This is a genomic window from Roseibium album (assembly GCF_965233825.1).
Taxonomy (GTDB): domain Bacteria; phylum Pseudomonadota; class Alphaproteobacteria; order Rhizobiales; family Stappiaceae; genus Roseibium; species Roseibium album.
Genome location: NZ_OZ247583.1, coordinates 5,662,522 through 5,687,683 on the forward strand (window position 1 = coordinate 5,662,522; position 25,162 = coordinate 5,687,683).

A 25,162-nucleotide genomic window follows, 5' to 3' on the forward strand; every position below is an offset into this window, starting at 1 on the left:
GCGGATCGCTTTCAGTGAGATTGGGGAAGGCCCCGCGGCAATGCCGCGAGGCAGCGTTCGGACTTACTGGGTCCAGGTGTAGTACCCGGCATCATCCATGATCGCCTGGGTGCGCTCGGCGACACCGTTCAAGGACTCTTGAACCGGCGCGTCCTCAACGATGATCTTGGACAAGGTGGTTCCCAGATCCGCATTGATCTTGCCCCAGACCGGGATGATCGGACGCCAGTCGGGGTCAGCATTCTTGAGGGCTTCGCCGAAGGTTGCCATATGCGGAAACTTTTCATTCACATCGGCATCGGCATGGGTCGAATACCTTGACGGGTTTCCGCCAGCCATGGCGATCAGCTTGTCCGCTTTTTTCGACGTCAGCCACTGCATCAGCAGGAAGGCTGCGTCCTTGTTCTGGGCGTTCTTCGGAATACCGATGCCGAAGCCACCCGTCTGGGAGCCGGCCCGTTCACCAACCGGATGCGGCGCCCACTCGACGAGACCAACCACCTTGGACTTGTCAGGATTGTTGACCTGGCCAGCAAAGACCGTGGAGTCGAGGAACATCGCGGAATTGCCCTGCAGGAAGGATGCACCGGCTTCCGCGAAGCCGAAGGTCTTGGAACCTTCCGCACCGCAATTCACGATTTTCTTGAGCGCTTCGGCAGCTTCAACACCGGCTTCGTTGTTGACGATCGGTTTCCACTCATCGTCGAAAATCCGGCCCCCGAGAGGTGCAAGATGAAGGAGAAACGCATGGCTGGCGTGATGGCCCGATGCAGCACGAGACGCCAGACCACCCATTCCAGGCTCGAGTTCGGGGATCAGGCAAACCAGTTCAAGCAGCTCGTCATAGGTCTCCGGGACCTTCAGGTCGTGCTTGTCGAAGATATCCTTGCGGTATCCCAGGATGGATGTCTCGGATCCGAACGGCAATCCGAAAAGCGAGCCGGTTGGTCCTGGCAGATACCCTTTCTTGCCTCCGGCAATGCCGATATTGGCGACATATCCGTCGATCAGGTCTTCAGCCTCATAGTTCGGATCGGCCAGCTTCGGGTTCATGAAAAACCGAGCGAGATTTTCCAGCTGGTCGGCATAGACGTAGTCCGCCTTGGAAAAGACCACATAGGCAATCAGGTCATAATCGCCACGGTTCTTGGTCAGTTCGAGGGTCTGACGCTCGCGCATCTTGAGATACTGAAGCTGATCAACCTCAACCCGGATTCCGGTTTCCTTGGTGAACTCCGGCAGGACTTTCATGACCGCATCGAAATGCGGATGCGCCGGGAAATTGACGACCAGCGTCTCACCGGCAAACTCCTCATAGGGATTGGCAAGGGCGGCCGTGGCCCCCAGAGCAAGCCCCGCGACAGCACAAACCGTCGACTTCAGATATTTCAGCATTCATTCCTCCCTTAACAGCAAGGTTCAGATCACCTGATGGCAACCTCCGTTTCGCGGTCGAACATGTGAATGCCCTCCCTGTTGACCGCAAATCTCAATGTTTCGCCCAGGGCAATAGGCGTTTCGGACTTCAGCTCGACCTCGACTTTCTGACCGCCGCAATCGCAGAGAAGAACTGACTGTGCACCGATGTATTCGGAGACAATCACCCGCAGATCGACGGCTTCCTGATCGGAAGCATCGGGACTGAAGTGCAAATCGGATGGCCGGATCCCGAGCGTCACCGCATTCGAGGTTTTAGACGCGGCGGCCGCCGCCTTCTCTGCCGGCAAGGCCAGCTCAAACCCCTTGCCGCGTACGACAGGCTGTCCCGAGAGATCCTGGATTTCGGCTTCCAGAAAATTCATCGGCGGTGAGCCGAGAAAACCGGCGACAAACTTGTTCGCGGGCCGCTTGAACAGTTCTTCAGGCGTCCCCTGCTGCTGGATATAGCCGCCATGCATCACCACGATCCGGTCGCCCAGTGTCATGGCCTCGATCTGGTCATGGGTCACGTAGATCATGTTCTTGCGGACTTTCTGGCGCATCAGCGCCAGCTCTGCCCGCATCTGGCCGCGTAGTTTCGCGTCAAGGTTCGACAGCGGTTCATCGAACAGGAATGTGCCCGCATCCCTGGTCAGGGCGCGTCCCATCGCAACCCTCTGCCGCTGTCCGCCGGAAAGCTCCCCCGGCTTGCGGTGCAGAAAGTCTGTCAGGCCGAGCATTTCGGCGACATTGCCGACCTTCTCATCAATTTCCTTTTTCGGCCTGCGCTGCAGACGGAGTGCAAAGGACATGTTTCTGGCAACGTTCATATGCGGATAGAGAGCATAATCCTGAAACACCATCGCCAGGTCGCGAGCCTTCGGTTCCAGATTGCTGACCGGCCGATCGTTGATGAAGATCTCCCCATCGCTAACGGTTTCCAGGCCCGCGATCATCCGCAGCGTCGTGGATTTACCGCAGCCGGATGGTCCCACGAGCACCGTGAACTCGTTTTCATCCATATCCAGATTGATCCCGTGCAGCACCTCCACATCGCCGTAGCGCTTTACGAGGTTCTCAAGTCGGATACGCGGCATTTCCCCTCCCGGAGCGTCCAGATTTGACGCACGTCTCTGTTGTGACCGGTCACACACTATACATGTTACCGGTCACATTATCAGATATGTTATCGATAACAAGAAAATTTTTCTTTCAAGGTCAAAAATTCATTCAGGAAATGGATGTCAGGTGCTTTGCCTGAATTCTATTTCGGCGGGAACGTGAATATGGCGAGGTTGATCTGAACCCGCCAGGTCCGAACGAAACAGTGTCTTGAGCAGTTTTCCGGTCTCGCTTCCGATCCGGACCGGATCGACAACAACCGTTGAAAGTTTCGGCACCGCATATCTGGACACTTCGAAATTCCCGAAGCCGGCAACAGCGATATCACCTGGAATGGCGTAGCCTTCCGAAATGAGCCGGCTCTGGACACCGAAAGCGGCAACATCCGACACGCAAAACACACAATCCGTGTCCGGAAAGTCGGCAAGAAGCTGCGCTACGGCTTCCGATCCACTGTCGATTGTCAGCGGCGGAATACCATAGCGGATCATCCGGTGCGCAGACAGATCGGCGTGCCGCATCGCCTGGAGAAACCCGTTCCGCCTGGCCGCGCCGCGCGTCCAGTCGTCCTGCCCTTCCCCGAGAAATGCAATCCGGCTGTAGCCTTCATCGATAAGTCTCTGTGTCATCTGCCGCGCTGCGTCGAAGTTCGAGAAACCGACCGTGTGTTCGATCGGATCCGCAGGCGTTTCCCAGATCTCGATGACCGGAACATTCGCGTCCCGCATGAGCTCGATAGTTCTGTCCGTATGCCCGTCGTATGACAGGACTATCGCCTCCGGACGACGTCTGAGCATCGTCTCCAGAATTTCCTCTTCACGCTCTGCGGAGTAATCGGTGTGGCCGAGAAGAATCTGCAAACCGATTTCCTCAAGCTCTTCGGTAAGAGATTGTACGGTCAGGGCAAAATGGAGATTGTTCAGCGAAGGCAGGAGTGTGGCGACAAAACCGGACTTCCGGGTTGTAAGGCTGCCCGCCATCTGATCCGGAACGTAGTTCATTTCCCGCACGACTTTGAGAATATGTTCCCGGGTTCTAAGCGAGACAGGACTGTCCTTGCGCAGGGCCCGGGAGACCGTCATTCGGGAAACACCGGCTGCCTTTGCGACATCCCGCATTGTAACCGGCCCATGTTTTCCGCCGTCCTTGGCCAAATTCGATCCCCTCGCAAACAGCCCAGGCAGGCAGCAAATCGCGCTACCGGCGAAAAGTATGCCGGTAGCGCTTCTTTTAGCACTGTCTGTCAATCCGTCCACGGTGCAAGCCGCACATGGACGGCCTCAGACAGGAGCCCTTCTATCTTTCGAGCGCGCCAACACCCGAGAAACGGAAGGCTTCGGTCTGAAGTGCATCAAGTTCTTCCGCGCTCATCTGGTCATGAGCGACTGTGATACGACCCAGGAAGACGAGAGGCAATTCATCAGCCCTGTTTTCCAGATCCGCCTTGATGGCCTCTGCGGTGGCAGCACCAACGTCATCACCCATGCGCATTGGCGTTGCATCCAGTTCGCCGCGGCGAATAGCGTCCAGCTCCAGTCCGGTACCGCCCCAGCCAGTCGAAAAGACTTCCTTTTCCTTTCCGACTGCAACCTGTGCCTCAACACTGCCCATGGCCATGGCCGTGTTGGCATTGTGGATGATCGTTGCTTCCGGATAAGCCTGGAGGATCAGGCTGGTACCCTCATACCCACCTTCACGCTGGTATTCGCCATAGTGCTCATAGGCGACTTTCCAGTCGCCCTTTTCCATGACGCAGTCCTTGAAGTCACCCGAACGCTGGTTGTCGGTAATGCCCGGGATACCGCGGTTCATCGCCATCGTGATGCCATTTCCAAGACGCTCCAGCATGTAGTCGCACATGACAAGCGCACCGGCAGCCGACGAGAAGTCGAACCAGACATCAGGCTGGTTCTTCAGATCCTTGAGCGGCGTATGAAAGGCCCAGACATAGGTCGTGAAGTCATCATTGCCTGCCAGCTTGTCGATATTGTCCGCCTGGATGGCAAGCTCCGAAGGTCCGAAGATCACGTAGTCGTAGATGTCACCATCCTGCAGCACCTGATTGGCGTAGGTCGATTGCAGCGAGTGCTCGATCTGACGGCTGGCAAACTCGGTGGTATTGTACTTGATACCGAGTTCGTCGAGGCGTTTTGTCATCGCAAGATAATTGCGGGCCCAGAAGTCCGATGTATCGGCGGACGGATAGATCAGGGCGATCTCAACCGGCTTGTCCTGGGTTCCGGAGAACGCCACGCCTTCTCCACCCACAACAGCCTGCAGGGCTTCAAGTTTTCCTTCGGCATTGACTTCACCCGGCACCCAGTAGTCCCTGTCGGCGTGACCGGGCATCTCTTTCAGGGGCAGATTGCCCTGAGCCAGAGCGCTGGTGCCTGTAAGCATCAGTATGCAAAGCGTCGATTTAAGCAGTTTCATCACTAATTCCTCCCTATTGATGAAGTCCGCGCTTAGAGGACTCAGCCGCTGGCGACAGGATTGCCGGCGAGCAGAGTTCCAATGAGAAGCAAGAGAGCCAGGGCGGCGATCAGGCCACCCGACAGGCGCAGTAGCCGCAAGCTTTCCGGCGTTTTCAGGCCGGCAAGCAGGCCCTTTGCGCCATCACGGTCTTTTTTCTGCAACCAGGTATAGAGTGCGACCGAAGATACGATCACCACGCCGGATGCGACTGACTGCCAGAAGAACTCGATCCGCAATGTCACCAGTGCGTTGATCATCATGGACAGAAGCAGCACACCGGCGAGCGAACCGAGCATCGATGCACGCCCGCCGAAAAGCGACGTTCCGCCGACCACGACCGCGGCAATGACATGCAGATTGAAATACGGCGCTGATGTCGCCTGGATCGCATTGAGTTTGCCTGTCAGCATCACTCCGGCAAGGGCCGCCGACGCACCCATCAGCACATAGGCGTAGATCTTGTAGCGATCGACCGCGATCCCGGTCATTTCGGCGGCTTCCGGATTGGAACCGATCGCAACCGTGTAGCGGCCGAAATAGGTCTTCTTCAGCAGCCAGTACCCGAGAACCATCGTGAACAGGCCGATCACCACCGGAAGCGGAATGAATCCGGGGATCTGCCCGCGACCGATATCCGTCATGATTTCAGGAAAGCGTGCCAGCACCAGACCTTTTGCGATGACCAGTGCGAACCCGCGGTAGACCAGGTCCATAGCAAGCGTTCCGATCAGGTCCGGCACCTTGAACTTGGTGATCACCAGACCGTTGATCAGTCCGAACACGGCGCCAAGCAAAAGCGCGATTGCGATCGCGACCGGTGCGGAAAATCCGTATTGCTTGATCAGAAACGCCATGATGATCGACGACAACGCCGCAACGGAGCCGATCGACAGGTCGATACCGCGCTGGGTAATGACAAAGGTCATTGCCATCGCCATTGGCATGTAAAGCGCTGCATCCAGTAGAATGAGATTAAGGTTCGACAGGCGGAAATAGCGTGCCGGTTCGGCAATCCCCATGAACAGAAGGATTGCAAGGATCATGACCATCGGGCCGATGATGGCCAGGAAGGGTTCGATCCGGTCGGAAAGTTTCATCGGTCCGTCCGATTGTGTAGCGGTTGCCATCTGTGCCCCCTATGCCGCTTCTTCCGCGCCCACGATCAGGGCGAGAACGTCTTGCTGCGTGCTTTGCGAGATGTGGACAACGCCTGCGCAGCGCCCGCGCCGTTGAACGTGAACCCTGTCTGCGACTTCAAAAACGTCATCCAGCGAGTGGGAGATCAGAATGACCGCAAGGCCCTGTGCCTTCAGTGCCTTGATGAGCTTCAGCGTCCGTGCCGTTTCCTGGGGCCCGAGAGCTGCCGTCGGTTCGTCCATCACGAGGACCCTTAGGCCCTCGTGATAGACCGCTCGTGCGATGGCAACAGCCTGCCGTTGGCCTCCCGACAGACTTGAGGTGGGAACATCGAGCGAGCGTAGCCTGACACCAAGTCGTTCAAACAGGACACGCTCTGTTTCCGAGCGCATCCGCTTGTTGTCGAGCATCGTGATACCCAGAACCGAACGGGTCAGTTCGTTTCCAAGGAACATGTTTGACGCGGGATCGAGATGATCTGCCAGCGCAAGCGTCTGGTAAACCGCATCAATGCCTTCATCGATCGCATCTGAGTGACTGTTCATCACCAGCTTCTTGCCGGCCACGAAGATTTCGCCTTCGGTGGGCTGATAGACGCCGGTCAGTATCTTGATCAGCGTCGACTTGCCTGCACCATTGTCGCCGACAATTGCCAGGACCTCTCCCGCATAGGCATCAAGGTTCACCTGTGTGAGCGCTTTCACGCCGCCAAAGCGCTTGGAGATATTGCGCATTGTTACCAAAGGATCGGAGTTGTTCTCGCCGGTAGACATGTCGTCATCCTGAATTTTGGACAAAGCTTTCCCGTCCGCGGCGATGCCGCGAAAAAAAGGAACTGCAGCTGAATTTGTCGGTCAGGTCAGCAGGTCGCCCTCGGCTGCATCAGGCGACCCGCTCCCTGAAACCTATTTGCCCCAGATGGCGGAATAGGCTTCGCGATACGGCGTGTCGGGATCGAAAGAATTGCTGTCGCCCATCTTTTCAAGACCCGACTGCGTCACGAGCGCCGGTGACGTGATGTAGCCCGAACAGGCTTCGCCCTGAACGGCCCGGTTCAATTCGTCAACGAGCTGCCAGCCCTGAAGGTTGAGCGGCTCGGCAACCGTGATCGTCTGGTACCCGCCCGTACGGATCCGCTGAAATGCGGCTTCCGAACCATCGCCGGCCGACCCGGCCTGCGGGCCGTCGGCAGCAGAGATCCCGGCGGAGGCGAGCGCCGGTCCCATGAAGTCGAAATAGAGATCGTTGATTGCGAGCGCGTGTGTCCAGCTGTCCCCGTATTTCTGCAGAAGACTGGTTGTCAGTGGCCCCATACGCGTCGACGTGTCGGCAATCGGAGTGTCGACATATTCAAGGACCTTGCCGCCTGCCGCTTCGACGGTCTCTTTCAGCCGGTCAGCCTTGTCGATCGCGATCTGATAGGTCGAGTCGGTGAAAATGATGACGCCGATATCCTTGCCGCCGTCCTCGATCGCCCAGTTGGCGGCAACTTCCGAGACCGTCATCGCATCGGTTGAAATATTGGCGTAGATGCCCCCGGGAGCATCACAGCCGATTTTCGGACCGGAGTGCCACGCAACCATCGGAATTTTCGCGGTGGCAACGCCTTCCAGGGCTGCCTGCTGCTCAACGGCGTCGAACCCGTTGATCACGATCCCGTCCGGCTGCAAGGCCAGGGCCTGGCCAATGGCTGCCGTGCGCCCCTGAATGGAACCTGCTCCGTCAAGAACACGGACCTCCCAGCCGATCTTGTCCGCAGCTTCCTCGACCCCGTTGGTCACGCCCAGGATGCCGCCGTTCTTGAGATCGGCCGCGACAACGACGATCGTCTTGCCATCTGCGGCTGCCGGCCCTGCCGTCGGCCCATCCCAGGCCGTTTCTGCAAATGCCGGCAAGCCGATGCCGGCCAGCATCGTGGTTGCCAGAACTGTCTTAAGGAAATCGCGTTTTTGCATAGTATCCTCCCTTTGCAAAAATCTTACTTTTTCGCTGCGCCTTTACGGCGTTGCGCATAGCCCGCGATACCGATCGCGATCAGAAGCGTGACGCCGTTGAAGAGTGGTTCGACCCAGAAAGAACCGCCGAATTGCTGAATGCCGGAAATGCCTACCGCGAGAATGGCGACACCAATGACCGTGCCCCAGACGTTGACCCGCCCCGGCTTGATGGTCGTTGACCCGAGAAACGCTCCGACCAGCGCCGGAAGCAGAAATTCCAGACCGACACTTGCCTGGCCGATCCTGAGTTTCGATGCCAGCAATACGCCGGCAAGTGCGGTCATTGTTCCCGATGCCATAAAGGCACCAATCACATATTTGCGTGTAGGAATGCCGTTCAACTGGGCCGCACGCTGGTTGGCACCGATGGCATAAAGATACCGTCCGACCGGTGTGTATTCGAGAATGAGCCACATGCAGACCGTTATCGCGATCAGGTAGTAACCTGTAATCGGCAATCCGAACACGAAGGTGGTGCTCAGGGAATAGAACCCGTCCGGCAGCACACCGACAATCTGCCGCCCGCCCGTGTGCCACAAGGCGATCGCATAGAGCACAGTGCCGGTTCCCAACGTTGCGATGAAACTGTCGATCTTGGCGACTTCAACGAGAAGACCGTTGAAGAAACCACTCATGGCTCCGAGCATGAGCACGATCATGACGGCCATCGGCCAGGGGATGCCAAACACGGTCTGCAGGCTGATCGCAAGAATGTGCCAGAGTACAATGCCGTAGCCCACCGTAAGGTCGATGCGCCCCGCTGCCATGGGTATCATCGCGCCGAGCGAAAGCAACGCAATGATGGCCTTGTCCGAGATGATGGCCCGCAGGTTCAAAAGCGTCGGAAACGTGTTCGGCAGCAGGATCGAAAACAGGACGATCAGAAATATGGTCAGGATCACCAAGCCGTAGACCGGAAGCAGCCGCAACAACTTGCCGCGGACCGACAGGCCTTCGATTTCAGACTTGGTTGGCTCCAGAGCATTGGATTCAAGTGACTGCATAAAAATTACCTCAAGCGGCAGCGACGTTGCTGGCCGACGCGGCCTGGATCAGGTTTTCTGTCGACAGCTTCGTGCCCGACAGTTCGCCAACGATTTTTCCCTGGCTGAAGACGATGGCCCGATGGCAAATGGTTGCGACTTCCTCGAAATCTGTCGACACGAGCAAGATACCGACACCTTCCAGCAGGGCCTTGTTCAAAAGTGCGTAGATTTCAGCCTTGGCCCCGACATCGACACCCGCCGTCGGGTCCTCGCAGATCAGGAGCTTTCTTTTGGTTGCCAGCCAGCGGGCAATGACCACCTTCTGCTGGTTTCCTCCGGATAATGCCTCGATGGCCATGGTCTGGTCATTCGGGCTCAACGCAACTTCGCGGCCGATCTTTTCCGCCATCTTCGTTTCTTCTCGCGGCGTCAGGATCGAGAACAGGCCACGTCCTGTCGCCTCGGGATTGAGAAAGGTGTTTTCGCGGATCGACAACGGCATCGCGACGGATTCTTCGGTACGATCGCGGGCAACGAGCCCGACACCGGAATCAAGAGCAGTTTTCGGTGATCGCAGATCCGGCGCACCCAGCCCATCAAGATCTATGTCGCCCGTTTGCGCCTCAAGGCCGTAAAGCGCCCGGGCTATTTCCTCGTGCCCTGCCCCGCGTAAACCCACAAGCCCAACCAGTTCGTTCCTGTGCAAGGTGAAATCGACCGGACCGGTTGATTTCGTCTTCAGGTTCTTGACCGAGAGAACCGGCTTGCCTGGCGCTTCACTCAGTTTGCTCACTTGCCTGGTCTTGCGACCGACAATCATGTGAACCAGCTCTTCGGTTGTCGTGTGCTGGATGGAACGGACACCGACAAGCTCACCGTCTCTCAAGACTGCGACGCGATCAGCGATCTGAAAAATCTCATCCAGTCGATGAGAGACATAAATCATGCCGACACCGCGATCACGCAACGGCCGCAGAGCCTCGAAAAGCCGCGACACCTCGTCGGTCGGAAGAGATGCTGTGGGCTCATCAAGCACAAGAAAATCGCAATCGACAGCAAGAGCCCGGGCAATCGCCACCAACGACTTTTCCGTCCTCGACAGGTCCTGAACACGCGTGGAAGGAGAGAAGTCGCAACCGACCCGCGCCAGGGCCTCCGCCGCGAAGGTTTCCGCGTCGCGCCATTTGATCAAACCGAATTTCTTGGAAAATCCGAGTGCCAGTGCCATGTTTTCGGCAACCGTCATCCACTCGATCATGCCAAGATCCTGGTGAATGAATGCGACCGCCTGGCGCTGACCGAAACCACCGGGCCGATGCTCGTAGGGCTCACCGTTGATCAGCACCCGGCCCGCATCGGGATTGTGAATACCGCCCAGAATCTTGATCAGGGTCGACTTGCCGGCACCATTCTCTCCCAGAAGGGCGACGATCTCGCCCCTGTCGATCGACAGCGAAACGTCCCGGACGGCGTATGTCCCCCCGAAATGTTTCTGAATGCCGTCAAAGAAGAGACGGTTTTTCAAACTGCCTGGCACGATGTTCCTCCCGATCGTTACCTGCCCCGACTTTCTGTCTCCAATTCCAAGACAGGCGTTGAGTTACCGGTAACGTAGGATTATCATCCGCCTGTCACATATCGAAGTCAACAAAAAAGTTATCGATAACGTTAAATTTGACGGATTTAAAAATCTCTAGCAAAAACAACAAGATAAACCTTTCAGAGGTAGCCAAGGCCGCCGGTGTGTCGAAAATGACTGCCAGCCGGGTCCTGCGCGAGGAGGGCGGTTACTCAGAAAAGACGCGCGTCAAGGTCATGGCGGAAGTCGAGCGTCTGGGGTATCTGCCGAACAGGATCGCAACGGTGTTTGCGGGCGACAAGAACACCACTTTCGTCGGGGTCAGCATTCCGGATCTCGGCAATGAAGTCTTCACGCACGTTCTGGAAGGGATTGACCGCAAGCTTGTCAGTTTCAATCACCAGACAGTTCTCGGAATGACCCAGCACGCATTGGCAGAAGAAGAGACGTGGATCGAAACCGTACTGTCCTGGAAGCCGGCCGGTCTCATCCTGACCGGGCGCGCGCATACTCCCAAGGCAGTCCAGCTGCTTCAGAGCGCGAATGTTCCACTGGTCGAGATCTGGGATCTGAACTCGAGTCCGATCGATATGTGCGTCGGCCTCAATCACTTCGACAGCGGCTACGACATGGGCCGTTTTCTCTTGTCAAAAGGGTATACGCGTTTTGGATATGTCGGAACTTCCCATGATGCTGCCAATGCGGCGACATCCCGCCTGAACGGGTACGCAAAAGCGATAGAAGATGGTGGAGGAAAACTCAGCAAGCAATTATGTCTGAACGACATTCCAGGTTTTTATCCAGGTTTTTATGGAACTGAGCAATTGCTGTCCTCCGACCCGAACGTGGAGGTTATCTTCTTCCAGAACGACAATATGGCGGTTGGCGCGGTGCATTTCTGTCAGGCGCAGCACATCAGCATACCCGGCGACATCGGTATTGCCGGTTGGGGGGAATTGCCTATCGCATCAGTTCTGCCGTACCGGCTGACGACGGTTCAGGTGAACCATTTGCGGATCGGTCAGCTTGCGGCTGAAAATCTGTTGCTGAAGATTTCGGGAGATCAGGCGACACCGGTCAGTGATGTCGGATTTCGGCTCGTCACCGGGGAAACCGTTTGACGTTTCCAGCAGCTCTTCGGTTCACGTACTCGATTCACCGACACTGAGCTGCGGTTCAATCCCGATCCGGATGGCGCCCTCAGTACCGGTGCCCTCACCCCTAAGCAGCGTTCTGATCAGCTCGCCGGTTTTCCGGCCTATCTCCTCCGGATGAGGATTGATCGTCGTCAGCGTCGGGACGCAGATAGACGAAATGTCGTAGGCGCCAAATCCCGCAATCGCAATATCGTCCGGTACCTTCACGCCCTTGCGGGCACACTCGGTCAGGGCACCGAAAGCCGACAGGTCGGATACGCATACAACCGCCTCGGTATCCGGGTGTTCACGCAGCAACCGCGACATGGCGGCAGCCCCTTCCCGCATCGAGATCGGCGGGTCACCCGCACCGATCAGCCGTTCGCTCGACAGGCCCTGCTCTTCCATTGCCGCCATGAAGCCGCGCCGCCGATCTGCTCCCCGGGTATCGCCATCGGTATCACCGCCGATAAAGGCAATCCGGGACCGCCCGGTTCCGACAAGATGCCGGACAAGATCATGCATGGTTGCCGCATTGGAAAAGCCGACGACATGATCAATCGGATCATCCGGCAGGTCCCAGGTCTCGATCACCGGAATTTTTGCCCGTTCAAGCAATTGACGAGTTCTCGGCGTATGCCGCCCGCCCGTCAGCACGATTGCCTCGGGCCTGCGTTTCAGGAACTGCTCAACGATGCCTTCTTCTTCGTGAATATCGTAGTTGCTGTAGCCCAGAAGAACCTGAAGGTCTTCATCCTTGAGAGCTTCGGACATCGCTCCCACGGTATCAGCGAAATTGGCGTTGTTGATCGAGGGAATGGCCACTGCAACGAAACCGGTTCTTTGAGACCGGAATGTTGCGGCGTTACTGTCAAAGACATAGCCAAGATCCTCGGCAATCTGAAGAATGCGCTTTCTGGTTGCCTCACCCACGGAGGCGTGCTGCTTGAATGCACGACTGACGGTCATAACCGACACGCCTGCCTTTTGTGCAACATCCTTCATCGTCACAGCGCGCTGCATTCGTCCCCCACCTGATTCTTTCCGCCTGAATTTATGCAAAATGGGTCTGCTGCTGCAATTGCAGCGGCAGACCCATGGAAAAGAGACACAGATTTCGGCGGCATTGGCATGTTGGTCGCCTCACGGCCTGCCGGCGTACTCATTCGCTTCCGTCACATGATGATGAATTCGTCCGTCGAAGAATTCGGCTACGATCTCGCCTGTCACCTCGCGTGATCTGTTTCTTGCATCGCTTTCAAGTGCACCGGACATTGTTTCCCTGTCGGGATAGGTGATTGCCAGTATCAGCGGGTACTCGGGCGCACCCGCGTCCCTTTCTTCTCCGAACATGACACGTACATCGCTGTTGCCCGGAAACTGGCGCCAGAGCGGTACGAGCCTTTCCGTCACGGCTTCTCGAAAGGCATCTTTCCTGCCGGATTTGACGCTGCCCTCGAACAGGGCGAAACGAGTGATCATGTGAACTGTTCCTTGTCAGGTCCCTTGAAAAATTCCATCAGTGCTGCTTCGTCTTCGCCGCCAAGGCCTGCCGCGGTCAGCATGCGATGAATTTCCGCACAGAGCGATGTCAGCGGCATCGAGGTGTGGGTTCGCCGCGCAAGATCCATTGCACCATTCAGATCCTTCACCATGTTGTCGATCCGTCCGGTCCTTCGGTAATCGCGTTCAACATAGCGCGGCATGTATTCCTGAAGCAGCGCACTGTCGGCACGTCCACCCTTGAGTGCGGTTGGAATTTTTGCGGCGTCGACGCCAGCGTCGAGCGCAAGCTGTGTTGCTTCCGCAACCGCGACGAACCCCAGCGCGCACAGGACCTGGTTGATCAGCTTGGTGGTCTGGCCTGCCCCGACCGGACCCATGTGGGTGTAGTTGGAACTCACATGCTTCAGAACCTTGTGCGCGTCGGCGACGTCTTCCGGCGCACCGCCGGCCATGAGTGTCAACTCGCCGGTCAACGCCTTGGGTGCGCCTCCCGAAAGCGGGCTGTCGACCCAGCGCAAACCGGCGCCGGCAGCTTTTCCGGCAAGCTCCCTGGTCGCCTCGGGATCAATGGACGACATATCAATCACCAGTGTGCCGGGCTTGGCTCCCGCAGCAACCCCGTTCTCGCCGAACACCGCGATGTCGACGATCTTCGCGGAATTGAGGCTTGTGATGACACAGTCTGACTGGTTGGCGGCTTCTGCTGCCGATTTGGCAGCAACCGCCCCCTTTGCGACCAGTGCCGCGACTTTGTCCTGGTCAAGATCGAAGACAAGCAGCCGATTGCCTGTCTCGACTAGACGGGTGCCGATCGCGCCGCCCATGGCGCCTGCTCCGATCAGGGCTACTCTCTCACTCATTGCTGTTTCCTTCGAATACCTTCGAGCAAATCGGCGACCACCTGATCGGGTGTCTGGTCGATCGACGCCTTGACCGTATCTTCACTCTCGCCGGGCGGTTCCAGTGTCGCCAGTTGACTGTCGAGCAACGCGGCGGGCATGAAATGCCCGTCACGATGTTTCATGCGCTCGCTGAGAACTTCATGTGTGCCCTCAAGGTAGAGAAACGTCACCGGCTTTCCTGCCTTGTCCCGAATCCGTTCGCGGTAGATCCTTTTGAGAGCGGAACAGGCAATGACCGTTGGCTCGGAAGACATGGCCAGTTGTTCGCCGACCTTGTCGAGCCAGGGGCCTCTGTCGTCATCGTTGAGCGGTTCGCCCCGGCTCATTTTTGCAATGTTCTCTGCCGGATGGAGGTCATCACCGTCGAAGAATCTTGCGCTGATTGCCTTCGCGAGACCCTGGCCGATCTTGCTCTTCCCGCAACCGGATACACCCATGACAACATAGGCGGCGGTCACAGCGACACCGAGATTCCACCGTCGACAAAGACGGTCGTTCCATTCACGAAGGAAGAGGCCTCGGAAGAAAGGAAAATGCACGTTCCAACGAGTTCTTCAACATTGCCCCACCGCCCGGCAGGTGTCCTTTTTTCAAGCCAGGCGCTGAATTCCGGATCGTTGACGAGTGCGGCATTGAGCGGCGTGTCAAAGTATCCAGGTGCCAGGCCATTGCACTGAAGGCCGTGTTTTGCCCAGTCGGTCGCCATCCCCTTCGTCAGGTTCGCCACGGCTCCCTTGGTCATCGTGTATGGAGCGATGCCCGGGCGCGCGAGAGCTGTCTGCACCGAACAGATATTGACGATCTTGCCGTATCCGCGCCCGATCATGTGCCGCGCAACAGCCTGACCCACATGGAAAACCGAGGCAATGTTCGTCTGCAACAAACGCTCGAAGGCGTCCGCGGGAAAATCCTCAAGTGGGGTGCGATGCTGCATGCCGGCGTTGTTGACCAGAATGTCGATGGCACCGGTTTCGTTTTCAAATCCGTCGACGGCGGCCCGGGTGGCATCGTGATCGGTTACGTCGACCGCCAACTCGTGGATTGTGTGGCCTTCCGATCTGAGCGTTGCTGCCGCCTCGCCGAGTTTCGATTTGTCGCGGCCGTTGAGGACGATTTCGGCACCGGCCTTGGCGAGGCCGCGCGCGAGCGCAAATCCGATTCCCTGGGACGAACCGGTGATCAATGCCCGTTTGCCGGACAGGTCGAACAAGGCGAGACTCATCAGAATTCCTTCTACAGAAACAATTGACACTTTGGATTGTTATGTTATCGATAACATAACTTGTCAACCCGAGAGAGCATAAAATGACCAAGCCAGACATTCTCCAGGTCGGCCCCTATCCCGATTGGGATCAGGTTCCGTTGGACGAAACCTTCAACATGCACAAATATTTCGAAGCGTCTGATCCGGCTGGCTTTTTGAACGCGGTCGGTGCAACCGTCAAAGGCATTGCCACCCGGGGAGAACTTGGTGCGAACCGGGCAATGATCGAAGCTTGCCCGAACCTGGAAGTCATTTCTGTCTACGGTGTCGGTTTTGATGCGGTTGATCTGCAAGCCTGCCGCGAACGGGGCATTCGCGTCACCAACACACCCGATGTTCTGACGAACGACGTGGCCGATCTCGGTGTCGCGATGATGCTGGTGCAATCGCGCGGCATGATCGGTGCCGAGGCATGGGTGCGGGATGGCAGCTGGCAGGAAAAGGGACTGTACCCGCTCCAGTCCAGGGTCTGGGGCAAGACGGCAGGTGTTCTTGGTCTTGGCAGGATCGGTTTTGAGGTCGCAAAGCGTCTGGCCGGTTTCGATCTTCAGATTGCCTATTCCGATGTATCGGCGAAAGACTATGCGCGAGACTGGTCTTTCGTTTCCGACCCGGTTGAACTCGCCAGAAAATCTGACTTCCTGTTTGTTACGCTTGCCGCTTCCGCCGAGACGAGGCACATCGTCAACAAGGACGTAATTGAGGCCGTCGGACCGCAAGGAATGATCATCAACATAAGCAGGGCTTCCAATATCGACGAGGAAGCGCTTCTTGAAGCACTTGAAAGCAACCGGTTGGGATCTGCCGCTTTGGATGTGTTCGAAGGCGAGCCGGCTCTCAATCCCCGTTTTCTGGAATTGAACAACGTGCTGCTGCAGCCACACCACGCATCAGGTACCTTCGAGACGCGAAAGGCCATGGGAAAGCTCGTGCGAGACAATCTGAAAGCTCACTTTGCAGGTCAGGACCTGCTCACCCCGGTTCTGTGAGGCAGACATGAAAACAATCGTCATTCATGAAGCGAGAGACCTTCGCATTGAAGATCGTGACGCAAGCGATCCCGGTCCGGGAGAAGTGCAGATCAAGATCGCGGCCGGCGGCATTTGCGGATCCGACCTGCACTACTTCAATCACGGCGGCTTTGGGCCGGTACGGCTGAAGGAACCCATGATCCTTGGTCACGAAGTTGCCGGTCATGTTACGGCGCTTGGAGACGGGGTCTCCGGCCTGTCCATCGGCCAGCTGGTCGCCGTCTCTCCATCTCGTCCCTGCGGAAATTGCAGATATTGCAACGAAGGGCATCACAACCAGTGCCTCAACATGCGCTTTTACGGCAGTGCCATGCCGTTCCCCCACATCCAGGGAGCGTTCCGTCAGGTCCTGGTTGCCGATGCCGCACAATGCGCTCCGGCGGATGGTCTGACAGCCGGCGAGGCGGCCATGGCCGAACCCCTTTCCGTTTGCCTGCATGCGACCCGTCAAGCCGGCACGATGATGGGAAAATCGGTCCTGGTCACCGGCTGCGGACCGATCGGCATCCTGTGCATTCTGGCGGCCCGCAGGGCCGGAGCCGACCTGATTGTTGCAACCGATCTTAGCCCGTTCACACTCAAGATGGCCGAGGCCGCCGGAGCTGATCTGACGCTCAACATGGCGGAAAACCCCGCTGACCTTGAGCAATTCACGGTGGACAAGGGCACATTCGAGGTTCTTTTCGAATGTTCAGGCGCCGCGCCTGCCCTTGCTGCAGGGATTTCGGCCATGCGTCCGGGAGGCACGATTGTCCAGCTTGGCCTTGGCGGTGACATGAGGCTTCCGATGATGGCCATCACCGCAAAGGAATTGGCACTGAAGGGGTCGTTCCGGTTTCACGAGGAATTCTTCACCGCGGTCAGCCTGATGCAGAAAGGCCTGATCGATGTAAAACCCTTCATCACTCAGACCTTTGCGCTCGACGACGCCGTTGCCGCCTTCGAAATTGCAGGCGATCGCAGTCAAACGGTAAAGGCCCAGATCGCGTTTGCCTGACAAGAAAATGCCTTTGGCGAGATTCCTTGCCTGATATCTGCAGCGGACAGGCCGTGCCGTTTTCTGACGGCCTGTCCACTGCCATTCTTCTCAATTATCCAAGGGGCATTCGAGATCAGGCACCAATGGCGGCCAGACCTGCACTTGCCACGTCGATATCCTGGTCTCCGGAACCCGAACCCACACCAATTCCACCAAGCAGGACACCATCAAGAACAATCGGGAGTCCGCCCGGCAGACCGGTAACACTGCCGTCCGTTGCAAGGCCTATATACGTGCGCACGGCCTCGGGTATGGATGTGGTCTCAACCCCGGTTGACGCCGCCGTCAGGGCTTTCGCAAGCGCACTTTTCCGGCTCAGGAACTTGGCTCCCGTCATCCGGATTTCCGCCAGAACTTCACCGCTCCGATCCACGACGACAATGCATTGCGGCTGCCCAAGGGCTTCTGCCCGCGCTACTGCAGCGTTCAGAATAGCCATCGTACCGCGGTGCGTAAGCAATTTTGTCTCTTCAACGAATTTCATCAGATGTCCCCGAAATCAAGTGATGTTATCGATAACTTAAGTCTTTGAATACAGGACGGCAAGAGGTGACGGCGGTGTTTGTCCGTGCCGTAAGACCATCCGGAGGAAATTGGAATTCTACTGAAACGTCACGCATCTCATTTCTCATGTTGGATTCCAATCGCATTCGCTGTTGCACTTCGACCACCCGATCCGCATCAATGAAGCATGCACGAGCCCGATACTCGCACCGGTTTGTTCCGTTCAGGGGGAAAAACAGATGTCAGAAGCGCTTTTTCAGGATGTGATCCGCAAACGCCGCAGCGTTCGGAAATTCGAGCCGGGCCGAAGTGTTGAGCGTGACGTTCTCAAGCGGATCGTTGATTGTGGGAGGTGGGCACCGTCGGGTGCCAATGTGCAGTGTTTTGATTTCATCGTCATCGATGAACCCGGCATGCGCGACAGAGTGATGGACGTCTTTCTCGGGCAGGCTCAACGGCTGGTCGACCACGCAAAGGGTTTTCCCGCGGTGAAGAAAACCTATCTGGCCAACACGGCTGCCATCATCATCGTCGTCGGAGACCCCCGCTGGAAAGTCTGCTTTCCCCAGCCGACAAGCAAGGGTTGGGAGGCGGAGTATCTCGACAACAATGAAGTGATCTTTCTCAATTCCATAGGAGCGGCCATCCAGAATATCCAGCTTGGTGTTGCGGCTGAAGGTCTGACCAGCGCTTGGTTGTCGGGCGGCGGTGAACCTGTCACCAACAAGGAACTGTCGGAGCTGCTCGGATATCCGCAATGGATGCGCGCCTATGGCACCATTCCGATCGGATACCCTGCTGCAACCCAGAACCGCCGGTATCGCCGACCGCTGGATCAGGCCCTCCATTGGAACGGTTACCAACCCACGCAATACCGGTCTCATGCGCAAGTGGATTTTTACGAAAGCACCTTGCGCCCGTTTGCCATGTATCGTGACGAGGAAAGCATGGAGAGTTGGGACGACCGCGCTGAAAAGCTGGGTGAATGGGAGGCCGCCTTCACGACCGGAACTTCCAATTCGCCGGGTGAGCTTGAACCGGAAGCCGACTTTTCAAAACCGCGTACGACCGGCCGGGCCACAAAGAGACGATTGAAGGACTGATCATGTTTTCCCGTGAAACCATTTCCTACAAGCCCATCCCCCTTCCTGACAGGGCCGACTTTTCGGACGAGAAAGTTCTGGCCGAGGCGAAAGCCTACTATGACCGCATGAAACGCAGACACACGGTAAGGGATTTTTCCGATCGCCCCGTCGCGAGAGAGGTGATCGAGGAATGTGTCCGCACCGCGGGAACGGCGCCCTCGGGCGCCAATCACCAGCCCTGGCATTTTGCCGCAATCTCCAACCAGGACGTGAAAAGACAGATTCGCGAAGCTGCGGAAGATGAGGAAAGTCGCTTCTACGAGGGTGGTGCCGGCGACGAATGGTTGAAGGCGTTGGAGCCGATAGGTACCAATGAACACAAACCGCATCTTGAAGACGCTCCCTGGTTGATCGTCGTGTTTGCCCAGCGCTGGGGCTACTTTGATGACGGCACCCGCTACAAGAACTACTACGTCCCTGAGAGCACCGGCATTGCCTGTGGATTTCTGCTGGCTGCGCTCCATCACGCCGGACTTGTCGCGCTGACACACACGCCCAATCCCATGAGGTTCCTGAACAAGGTGCTTGACCGGCCGGAAAGCGAGAAGCCGATCATGATTATTGCTGTTGGTCACCCCTCAAGCGAAGCAAAGGTTCCAGCCGTTGCAAAACTGAAAAAGCCTCTGCATGAAATCCTGAGTGTTGCGGGCTGACACAGCGCACAGCGGCTTCCTTGAGCAGCAATCTGGCAAACCGCGCTTTGCGTGCTCCATCACCCGGGATTGCCCTGTGGCGGACAGATCCGGCGCTCTCTGGGAGACCTCTCTCTTTCCACCCCTGGTGTTTCATCGGGCATTCCTTGCCAGACAGCTTCCTGTCTGATCGGAAACGGTGTCAGACCGCCTTCTTCACCTGAAAACCTGCAGTACCCGCATAGCCTTTCACGATGGCTTCGCGCTGCGTGTAGCCAAGCACGTCATTGACATCGTCAAACAGACTCGGATTGAGTTTTTCAACTTCGTCGATGACACGTTCAGGTCCGCCCTTGCGGTTCAACCGAACCACTTCGGCGGTTTTGGGAAGACGTTCCTTCTCATAGACATAAAGCGCTTCGCGCGGATGTTCGGACGCCGCCAGTGCATCGGCAAGACAACGGGCATCGAGAATTGCCTGGGAAGCCCCATTCGATCCAACCGGATACATTGGGTGAGCGGCATCTCCCAGCAAGGTGACCCTGCCATGGGTCCACCGCGGCAACGGATCCCGGTCAGCCATCGGGTATTCGTAAATCGCAGGTGTTGCCCGAACCAGGCCCTCGACATCGAGGCCGGGAATGTTGAAGCGCCTGGCATGCGGCAAGACCTCCGACAGGTGCGCCACCTTTGACCAGCTTTTTTCAGGTGGCGGAGAGGTCGCGCCATCGGCAAGGCGCACTCCCACGACCCAGTTCAGGAGCTGTTTGCCGTCTTGGGCAGGTGCAATCGGGTAAAGCACGAACTTGCCGCCCATGCCGCCCCCGATGGCCATGGTTTCACCGTCCTCCCAGACAGGCCATTCGGTGGCACCCCGCCACATGACTACACCGTTCCAGCTCGGTGGTCCCTCTTCCGGGTAAAATGAGCGACGGCCGGCACTGTGGATACCATCTGCGCAGATCAGGATTTCACCTCGCTCCGTCCGACTGTCGCCGCCTGCAACGCTGTCAACAAAATTGACGGTGACGCCTCCTTCATCCTGAATGAAGCCGGCGAGTTGCGTGCCGGTCTGAACGGCATCGGCGCCAAGCCGTTCCAGAACGGCATCATGGAGAACCTTCTGGAGCCTGCCCCGATGAATGGAAAACTGCGGAATGTCATGCCCCGCATGGAGCCCGCGCGGCTCGGACCAGACCTCCTGTCCGTGTTTGGTGAGATACCGCAGCTCTCGGGTTCGCACACCGACCGCATCAAGCCGATCCAGCAAATCGAGGCCGGCAAGCTCCCGGATTGCATGGGGGAGCGTGTTGATCCCGACCCCTATTTCGCGCACTTCCCGCGCCCGTTCGAAGACCGTTGAACGGATACCGCGCTGGTGCAGCATCAAAGCCGTGGTCAATCCGCCTATGCCGGCGCCCGCTATCAGCACTTTCATTTCGGCATCCTCTTAGTCTTCGTCTTCGGGCGGCAGAAAATCGATTTCATGCTCCGCAGAAACGGCAACCAGTTTCGCGATATCCGGATTTGGCCCCATGTTGTGGATCGACCAGAACAGATCGTAAAGCCGCCGCGTCGGCGACACCCAGAACAGTGTCTTTATCGACGCATCGCTCTTGTTGAAGATGCCATGCGGAATGCCTCTTGGCATGTGAACCAGATCGCCGGGCTCTGCAAAGTCTTCCTTGCCGTCCAGAAGAAAGTCGAAACGTCCCTCCAGGATATAGAGAAACTCGTCTTGCATCGGGTGAATATGCGGCGGCACGAATGTGCCGGGTGGCAGTGTCGCGTGCCAGGAAAACGAGGATTCGCAAACCTGCTTGGGCACGTAAGTCTGGCCGAGGATATTCCAGCTGATGCCCTCCGTACCTTCCCGGGCGCGCGTTATTCCAAGTGGCATGTCAATCATCGTTCACCCCATGTTTGCTGTCGGATTAAATGTGCAGATGCGATCGCACCACGTCGGCTTCGGCGGTCAGCCTGGCGTTTGATCCGCTCCAGACCACCTCGCCTTTGTTAAGAACGGTATGCCTGTCGGCAAATCCGGCCAGTGCGTCGATGTCCTTGTCGATCACCAGGATCGCCTGTCCTTCGGTTTTAAGGAAGGCCAGTTTCGCCCAGATTTCCTGGCGGATAAGCGGAGCCAGCCCCTCTGTCGCCTCATCGAGGATCAGCAGGGACGGATTGGTCATCAGGGCCCGTCCGATTGCCAGCATCTGCTGCTCGCCGCCGGAAAGCTGCGAACCGAGATTGCGCCGTCGTTCCTGCAGTCTTGGAAAGAAGGCGTAGACCTTCCCGAGATCCCACTTCCCCGGCGAACGGGCAAAGGCCTTGAGGTTTTCCTCAACCGAAAGCGTTGGAAAAATCTGGCGCCCTTCGGGAACAAGTCCGATGCCCGCCTGCCCGACCCTGTAAGGCGCAGCGCGCGTGATATCCCTGCCGTTGAAGGAGACTTGTCCGCCACTGGGTTTCAACAACCCCATGATCGACCGGACCGTCGTGGTCTTGCCCATACCGTTCCGGCCCAGAAGAGTTGCCGCCTCCCCCTCATCGATGCTGAAATCGACACCGAACAGCACCTGAGACAAACCGTAACCGGCTTCAAGACCGTTGACTTCGAGCAAGCTCATGATGCTTCGCTCCCCAGATAGGCGGCCCGGGCATCCTTGTCGGCACGAACCTCGTCAGGCGTCCCGGTCGCAACGATCCGGCCGGAGGCGAGAACGGAAATTCTGTCGGCCAGCTTGAAGACAGCTTCCATGTCATGTTCGACCAGCAACATTGGCGTCGATTTCTTAAGCGTGAGAAGCGTTTCGGTCAGCGCCCTGCCTTCTCCCATTCCCATTCCTGCCATCGGTTCATCAAGCAACAGGACCTTGGGATCGCCAACCATGGCCATTGCCAGTTCCAATTGACGATGTTCACCATGTGACAGATCCCCGGCCCGCACGTTCTGCCGGTGACCCAGATCGAATGCCGCCAGTGCTCGGCGTGCCTTTTCATTCAAGGCTTCCTCCGCAGCCGCGATGCCGAAGAACCGGTGGCTGGAACCGTCCTTCGCCTGCGCAGAAAGCGCGGCATTCTCCAGAACCGTAAAGCCCGGGATGATCGTCGTGATCTGAAATGTGCGCCCAAGACCCGCAAGCGCACGCTGGGGCCGCGAATAGCTGGAAATATCAGTGCCATCGAGCACGACCTTGCCCTTTTCGACGCCGAGCGAACCGGAAACCAGGTTGATCAGCGTCGACTTGCCGGCACCGTTCGGTCCGATCAGGGCATGGCATTCGTTTGATCGCAGCTCCAGCGAGACATTGTCGGTCACCCGCAACGAACCGAAATTCTTGACCAGGCCTTCAAGTGTCAGGATCGCGGTCATGACCGGCCTCCCAGGCGATCAATCACGCCGGCAAGACCACCCCTGGCGAACAGCACAATAAGCACCAGCATCGGACCGAAAATCAGCTTCCATTCATGGGTGATCAGAGACAGTCCCTCTTCAATCAGAACCACGAACAGCGCACCGAGCAGCGCACCGTTGCGTGTCCCCATACCTCCCAGAATGACCATGATGATGAGATTGCCGGAGTTCTGCCAGGTGGCCGTCGACGGACTGATGAACTCGGCATGGCATGCAGACAGGAACCCGGCGACACCCGCAAGCACGCCTGCGATGACATAAGCGATCAACCGGTACTGGAAGATGTCGAACCCCATGGTCTCGGCACGAACGGGGCTTGCTTTCCCCGCCCGCAGGACCCGCCCGAACCGGGACTGAGCCAATCTGCCGACAAACAGCCAGGTCAATGCCAGTACGACCAGAATGGAATAGAACAGGCCGGACCCGTTCTGGAACACGTAGAATCCGAACAGTTGTGGCGTATCCCAGAGGGTCAGGCCATCGTCACCGCCGTAGTTGGAGAGTGACGTCAGGAAGAAATACACCATCTGGCCGAAGGCCAGCGTGATCATGATGAAATAGACACCGGAAGTCCTGAGCGACAAGGCACCGGTCACCAGCGCAAACAGCCCGCAGACGAGAACAACCATTCCGAGGATCGGCAGGGCACCCATCGTTCCCTCTGCCAGGGCGATACCCGTGACGTAGGACCCCAATCCAAGGAATGCCGCATGTCCGAAACTCACAAGACCGCCATAGCCGATGAGCAGATCCAGGGATATGGCCGCGATGGCAAGGATCATCGCCTTCATCACCAGATTGAGCACATAGTTGCCACCGGCGAATTCCGTTAGCAGGGGCATGATTGCCAGCAGCAATATCAGCGCGAGGCCAACAAGGAGCGCCCGGTCGATCCGCTTGCTCTGCTGAACCGTTTCCGGGTTTGAAACAGACGCTGCTTTCATGCGGCACCTCTTGCGGGAAAGAGGCCCTGCGGCCTGAAGAACAGCACGGCTGCCATGAAGATGTAGATCAGCATCGAAGCCAGTGAAGGACCAATCTGATTGGCCGCGGAAGCGTCGAAGATCAGTTTCATCGCATCCGTGGCCAAAGACCGTCCAAGCGTGTCGATCAAGCCGATCAGCAGGGCTGCGATGAAGGCTCCACGGATCGAACCGATCCCGCCGATCACGATGACCACGAAGGCCACGATGAGGAGATCGTCGCCCATTCCGGGCTCGATCGTGAAGATGGGTGCGGCCATCGCTCCGGCGAACCCCGCAAGCATGGCACCGAAGCCGAAGACGATAGTGAACAGCCGCCGGATGTTCACGCCAAGCGCGCTCACCATTTCCGCATTGCTGGCACCCGCCCGGATGAGCATGCCCACCCGCGTTTTGACGACGACAAGATACAGACCGAGGGCGACTGCTGCTCCGACGGCAATGAGTGCGAGCCTGTAGACCGGATATTTCAGATTGTCGGTCAGTTGCAACGATGCGGACAGGATTTCAGGCGTTGGAAGCGTCAGGGTCGCCGGTCCCCAGATCACTTTCACCGCTTCGTTGACGAACAGGATTATCCCGAAGGTGGCAAGAACCTGGTCGAGATGATCGCGGTCGTAGAGGTGTCGAAAGACCAGCGCTTCAAGGGCAAGCCCCAGGATCAGCGCCGTGATCAGTCCGAGCAGCAGAGCGGAAAAGAAATTTCCGGTCAACTGGTAGAACATGAAGGTCAGGTAGGCGCCGATCATGTACTGGACGCCATGGGCAAGGTTGATGAAGCCCATGACGCCGAAAACCAGCGTCAACCCGGCCGCTATCAGGAACAGCAGCACGCCGAACTGCACCCCGTTGAGAAGTTGGATGAGAAAGAGTGTCGGTGTCATCTG

At 57.5% G+C, this 25,162-nt stretch carries 26 protein-coding genes; 5 read left to right on the forward strand and 21 right to left on the reverse strand.

Features of this window, described 5'->3' with window-relative positions; all coding sequences use genetic code 11:
• Positions 1-63 precede the first annotated feature (63 nt).
• From ACO6TI_RS26010 to ACO6TI_RS26050, 9 genes are all read right to left on the reverse strand, one after another.
• Positions 64-1,395 (reverse strand): extracellular solute-binding protein, encoded by a 1,332-nt coding sequence (locus ACO6TI_RS26010; RefSeq protein ID WP_422383659.1) that lies wholly within the window; start codon positions 1,393-1,395, stop codon positions 64-66.
• A 29-nt stretch (positions 1,396-1,424) separates the two neighbouring features.
• The gene (locus ACO6TI_RS26015; protein WP_055117062.1) at positions 1,425-2,516 is read right to left on the reverse strand and encodes an ABC transporter ATP-binding protein; all 1,092 of its coding nucleotides are present in this window, start codon (positions 2,514-2,516) and stop codon (positions 1,425-1,427) included.
• A 147-nt stretch (positions 2,517-2,663) separates the two neighbouring features.
• Entirely contained in the window at positions 2,664-3,695 is a 1,032-nt protein-coding gene (locus ACO6TI_RS26020) for a LacI family DNA-binding transcriptional regulator (protein ID WP_422383660.1), read from the reverse strand.
• A gap of 142 nt (positions 3,696-3,837) precedes the next feature.
• Entirely contained in the window at positions 3,838-4,974 is a 1,137-nt protein-coding gene (locus ACO6TI_RS26025; RefSeq protein ID WP_196877435.1) for a substrate-binding domain-containing protein, read from the reverse strand.
• Between the two features lie 41 nt (positions 4,975-5,015).
• Entirely contained in the window at positions 5,016-6,143 is a 1,128-nt protein-coding gene (locus ACO6TI_RS26030) for an ABC transporter permease (protein WP_281929483.1), read from the reverse strand.
• A 9-nt stretch (positions 6,144-6,152) separates the two neighbouring features.
• Positions 6,153-6,926, reverse strand: coding sequence for an ATP-binding cassette domain-containing protein (locus ACO6TI_RS26035; RefSeq protein ID WP_035899204.1), 774 nt, complete (start codon positions 6,924-6,926; stop codon positions 6,153-6,155).
• 132 nt (positions 6,927-7,058) lie between these two features.
• Positions 7,059-8,108 (reverse strand): substrate-binding domain-containing protein, encoded by a 1,050-nt coding sequence (locus tag ACO6TI_RS26040; protein ID WP_055117066.1) that lies wholly within the window; start codon positions 8,106-8,108, stop codon positions 7,059-7,061.
• Between the two features lie 23 nt (positions 8,109-8,131).
• Positions 8,132-9,154 carry an ABC transporter permease gene (locus ACO6TI_RS26045; protein WP_029063223.1) on the reverse strand — a complete coding sequence of 341 codons (1,023 nt, stop codon included), beginning with the start codon at positions 9,152-9,154 and terminating at the stop codon, positions 8,132-8,134.
• Between the two features lie 10 nt (positions 9,155-9,164).
• On the reverse strand, positions 9,165-10,673 hold the full coding sequence (locus ACO6TI_RS26050) for a sugar ABC transporter ATP-binding protein (protein ID WP_173937359.1): 1,509 nt from the start codon (positions 10,671-10,673) through the stop codon (positions 9,165-9,167).
• Between the two features lie 137 nt (positions 10,674-10,810).
• On the opposite strand from ACO6TI_RS26050, the gene ACO6TI_RS26055 reads away from it, so the two are divergent.
• Positions 10,811-11,836 carry a LacI family DNA-binding transcriptional regulator gene (locus ACO6TI_RS26055; protein ID WP_281929477.1) on the forward strand — a complete coding sequence of 342 codons (1,026 nt, stop codon included), beginning with the start codon at positions 10,811-10,813 and terminating at the stop codon, positions 11,834-11,836.
• A gap of 21 nt (positions 11,837-11,857) precedes the next feature.
• Here the strand turns inward: ACO6TI_RS26055 and ACO6TI_RS26060 are convergent, their stop codons facing one another.
• The 5 genes from ACO6TI_RS26060 to ACO6TI_RS26080 form a co-directional block, all read right to left on the reverse strand.
• Positions 11,858-12,874: a LacI family DNA-binding transcriptional regulator gene (locus ACO6TI_RS26060; RefSeq protein ID WP_104703731.1), complete on the reverse strand. Its 1,017-nt coding sequence runs from the start codon at positions 12,872-12,874 to the stop codon at positions 11,858-11,860.
• Between the two features lie 120 nt (positions 12,875-12,994).
• Positions 12,995-13,333, reverse strand: a complete 339-nt coding sequence (locus tag ACO6TI_RS26065; RefSeq protein WP_055117072.1) for a hypothetical protein — start codon at positions 13,331-13,333, stop codon at positions 12,995-12,997.
• On the reverse strand, positions 13,330-14,217 hold the full coding sequence (locus tag ACO6TI_RS26070; RefSeq protein ID WP_104703729.1) for an NAD(P)-dependent oxidoreductase: 888 nt from the start codon (positions 14,215-14,217) through the stop codon (positions 13,330-13,332). The genes ACO6TI_RS26065 and ACO6TI_RS26070 overlap by 4 nt, the downstream gene beginning before the upstream one ends.
• The gene (locus tag ACO6TI_RS26075) at positions 14,214-14,717 is read right to left on the reverse strand and encodes a gluconokinase (protein WP_422383661.1); all 504 of its coding nucleotides are present in this window, start codon (positions 14,715-14,717) and stop codon (positions 14,214-14,216) included. The genes ACO6TI_RS26070 and ACO6TI_RS26075 overlap by 4 nt, the downstream gene beginning before the upstream one ends.
• Positions 14,714-15,481, reverse strand: coding sequence for an SDR family oxidoreductase (locus ACO6TI_RS26080; RefSeq protein ID WP_055117076.1), 768 nt, complete (start codon positions 15,479-15,481; stop codon positions 14,714-14,716). The genes ACO6TI_RS26075 and ACO6TI_RS26080 overlap by 4 nt, the downstream gene beginning before the upstream one ends.
• 83 nt (positions 15,482-15,564) lie before the next feature.
• Here ACO6TI_RS26080 and ACO6TI_RS26085 point away from each other — a divergent pair, with 83 nt between their 5' ends.
• Positions 15,565-16,512 (forward strand): 2-hydroxyacid dehydrogenase, encoded by a 948-nt coding sequence (locus ACO6TI_RS26085; RefSeq protein WP_108873737.1) that lies wholly within the window; start codon positions 15,565-15,567, stop codon positions 16,510-16,512.
• 7 nt (positions 16,513-16,519) lie between these two features.
• Positions 16,520-17,551, forward strand: a complete 1,032-nt coding sequence (locus ACO6TI_RS26090) for an L-idonate 5-dehydrogenase (protein WP_422383662.1) — start codon at positions 16,520-16,522, stop codon at positions 17,549-17,551.
• A gap of 115 nt (positions 17,552-17,666) precedes the next feature.
• Here the strand turns inward: ACO6TI_RS26090 and ACO6TI_RS26095 are convergent, their stop codons facing one another.
• A complete protein-coding gene (locus tag ACO6TI_RS26095; protein ID WP_055117082.1) occupies positions 17,667-18,077 on the reverse strand; it encodes a GlcG/HbpS family heme-binding protein in 411 nt (136 codons plus the stop codon).
• Between the two features lie 259 nt (positions 18,078-18,336).
• Here ACO6TI_RS26095 and ACO6TI_RS26100 point away from each other — a divergent pair, with 259 nt between their 5' ends.
• Together ACO6TI_RS26100 and ACO6TI_RS26105 are read left to right on the forward strand one after the other, a co-directional pair.
• Positions 18,337-19,200 carry a nitroreductase family protein gene (locus ACO6TI_RS26100; protein ID WP_422383663.1) on the forward strand — a complete coding sequence of 288 codons (864 nt, stop codon included), beginning with the start codon at positions 18,337-18,339 and terminating at the stop codon, positions 19,198-19,200.
• A 2-nt stretch (positions 19,201-19,202) separates the two neighbouring features.
• Positions 19,203-19,895, forward strand: a complete 693-nt coding sequence (locus ACO6TI_RS26105; RefSeq protein WP_422383664.1) for a nitroreductase family protein — start codon at positions 19,203-19,205, stop codon at positions 19,893-19,895.
• 181 nt (positions 19,896-20,076) lie between these two features.
• Here the strand turns inward: ACO6TI_RS26105 and ACO6TI_RS26110 are convergent, their stop codons facing one another.
• From ACO6TI_RS26110 to ACO6TI_RS26135, 6 genes are read right to left on the reverse strand one after another with little or no spacing between them, the layout of a single operon-like run.
• Positions 20,077-21,312, reverse strand: a complete 1,236-nt coding sequence (locus ACO6TI_RS26110) for a flavin-dependent oxidoreductase (RefSeq protein WP_196877431.1) — start codon at positions 21,310-21,312, stop codon at positions 20,077-20,079.
• A gap of 12 nt (positions 21,313-21,324) precedes the next feature.
• Entirely contained in the window at positions 21,325-21,783 is a 459-nt protein-coding gene (locus ACO6TI_RS26115) for a cupin domain-containing protein (RefSeq protein ID WP_055117089.1), read from the reverse strand.
• 25 nt (positions 21,784-21,808) lie between these two features.
• A complete protein-coding gene (locus ACO6TI_RS26120) occupies positions 21,809-22,504 on the reverse strand; it encodes an ABC transporter ATP-binding protein (RefSeq protein WP_196999613.1) in 696 nt (231 codons plus the stop codon).
• On the reverse strand, positions 22,501-23,250 hold the full coding sequence (locus ACO6TI_RS26125) for an ABC transporter ATP-binding protein (protein WP_196877428.1): 750 nt from the start codon (positions 23,248-23,250) through the stop codon (positions 22,501-22,503). The genes ACO6TI_RS26120 and ACO6TI_RS26125 overlap by 4 nt, the downstream gene beginning before the upstream one ends.
• Complete coding sequence (locus tag ACO6TI_RS26130) at positions 23,247-24,236, reverse strand: ABC transporter permease subunit (protein WP_196999614.1); 990 nt, start codon at positions 24,234-24,236, stop codon at positions 23,247-23,249. Before ACO6TI_RS26130 ends, ACO6TI_RS26125 begins: the two co-directional genes overlap by 4 nt.
• A complete protein-coding gene (locus ACO6TI_RS26135; protein ID WP_055117092.1) occupies positions 24,233-25,159 on the reverse strand; it encodes a branched-chain amino acid ABC transporter permease in 927 nt (308 codons plus the stop codon). Before ACO6TI_RS26135 ends, ACO6TI_RS26130 begins: the two co-directional genes overlap by 4 nt.
• Positions 25,160-25,162: the final 3 nt, after the last annotated feature.

Bases quoted from the DNA above. Each gene is read 5' to 3' on its own strand.
- ACO6TI_RS26070 (WP_104703729.1), bottom strand. From the start codon at position 14,217: ATGAGTGAGAGAGTAGCCCTGATCGGAGCAGGCGCCATGGGCGGCGCG.
- ACO6TI_RS26110 (WP_196877431.1), bottom strand. From the start codon at position 21,312: ATGAAAGTGCTGATAGCGGGCGCCGGCATAGGCGGATTGACCACGGCT.
- ACO6TI_RS26100 (WP_422383663.1), top strand. From the start codon at position 18,337: ATGTCAGAAGCGCTTTTTCAGGATGTGATCCGCAAACGCCGCAGCGTT.
- ACO6TI_RS26085 (WP_108873737.1), top strand. From the start codon at position 15,565: ATGACCAAGCCAGACATTCTCCAGGTCGGCCCCTATCCCGATTGGGAT.
- ACO6TI_RS26130 (WP_196999614.1), bottom strand. From the start codon at position 24,236: ATGAAAGCAGCGTCTGTTTCAAACCCGGAAACGGTTCAGCAGAGCAAG.
- ACO6TI_RS26035 (WP_035899204.1), bottom strand. From the start codon at position 6,926: ATGTCTACCGGCGAGAACAACTCCGATCCTTTGGTAACAATGCGCAAT.
- ACO6TI_RS26125 (WP_196877428.1), bottom strand. From the start codon at position 23,250: ATGACCGCGATCCTGACACTTGAAGGCCTGGTCAAGAATTTCGGTTCG.
- ACO6TI_RS26065 (WP_055117072.1), bottom strand. From the start codon at position 13,333: ATGATCACTCGTTTCGCCCTGTTCGAGGGCAGCGTCAAATCCGGCAGG.
- ACO6TI_RS26135 (WP_055117092.1), bottom strand. From the start codon at position 25,159: ATGACACCGACACTCTTTCTCATCCAACTTCTCAACGGGGTGCAGTTC.
- ACO6TI_RS26030 (WP_281929483.1), bottom strand. From the start codon at position 6,143: ATGGCAACCGCTACACAATCGGACGGACCGATGAAACTTTCCGACCGG.
- ACO6TI_RS26120 (WP_196999613.1), bottom strand. From the start codon at position 22,504: ATGAGCTTGCTCGAAGTCAACGGTCTTGAAGCCGGTTACGGTTTGTCT.
- ACO6TI_RS26060 (WP_104703731.1), bottom strand. From the start codon at position 12,874: ATGCAGCGCGCTGTGACGATGAAGGATGTTGCACAAAAGGCAGGCGTG.
- ACO6TI_RS26015 (WP_055117062.1), bottom strand. From the start codon at position 2,516: ATGCCGCGTATCCGACTTGAGAACCTCGTAAAGCGCTACGGCGATGTG.
- ACO6TI_RS26090 (WP_422383662.1), top strand. From the start codon at position 16,520: ATGAAAACAATCGTCATTCATGAAGCGAGAGACCTTCGCATTGAAGAT.
- ACO6TI_RS26040 (WP_055117066.1), bottom strand. From the start codon at position 8,108: ATGCAAAAACGCGATTTCCTTAAGACAGTTCTGGCAACCACGATGCTG.
- ACO6TI_RS26080 (WP_055117076.1), bottom strand. From the start codon at position 15,481: ATGAGTCTCGCCTTGTTCGACCTGTCCGGCAAACGGGCATTGATCACC.
- ACO6TI_RS26010 (WP_422383659.1), bottom strand. From the start codon at position 1,395: ATGCTGAAATATCTGAAGTCGACGGTTTGTGCTGTCGCGGGGCTTGCT.
- ACO6TI_RS26025 (WP_196877435.1), bottom strand. From the start codon at position 4,974: ATGAAACTGCTTAAATCGACGCTTTGCATACTGATGCTTACAGGCACC.
- ACO6TI_RS26045 (WP_029063223.1), bottom strand. From the start codon at position 9,154: ATGCAGTCACTTGAATCCAATGCTCTGGAGCCAACCAAGTCTGAAATC.
- ACO6TI_RS26105 (WP_422383664.1), top strand. From the start codon at position 19,203: ATGTTTTCCCGTGAAACCATTTCCTACAAGCCCATCCCCCTTCCTGAC.
- ACO6TI_RS26095 (WP_055117082.1), bottom strand. From the start codon at position 18,077: ATGAAATTCGTTGAAGAGACAAAATTGCTTACGCACCGCGGTACGATG.
- ACO6TI_RS26115 (WP_055117089.1), bottom strand. From the start codon at position 21,783: ATGATTGACATGCCACTTGGAATAACGCGCGCCCGGGAAGGTACGGAG.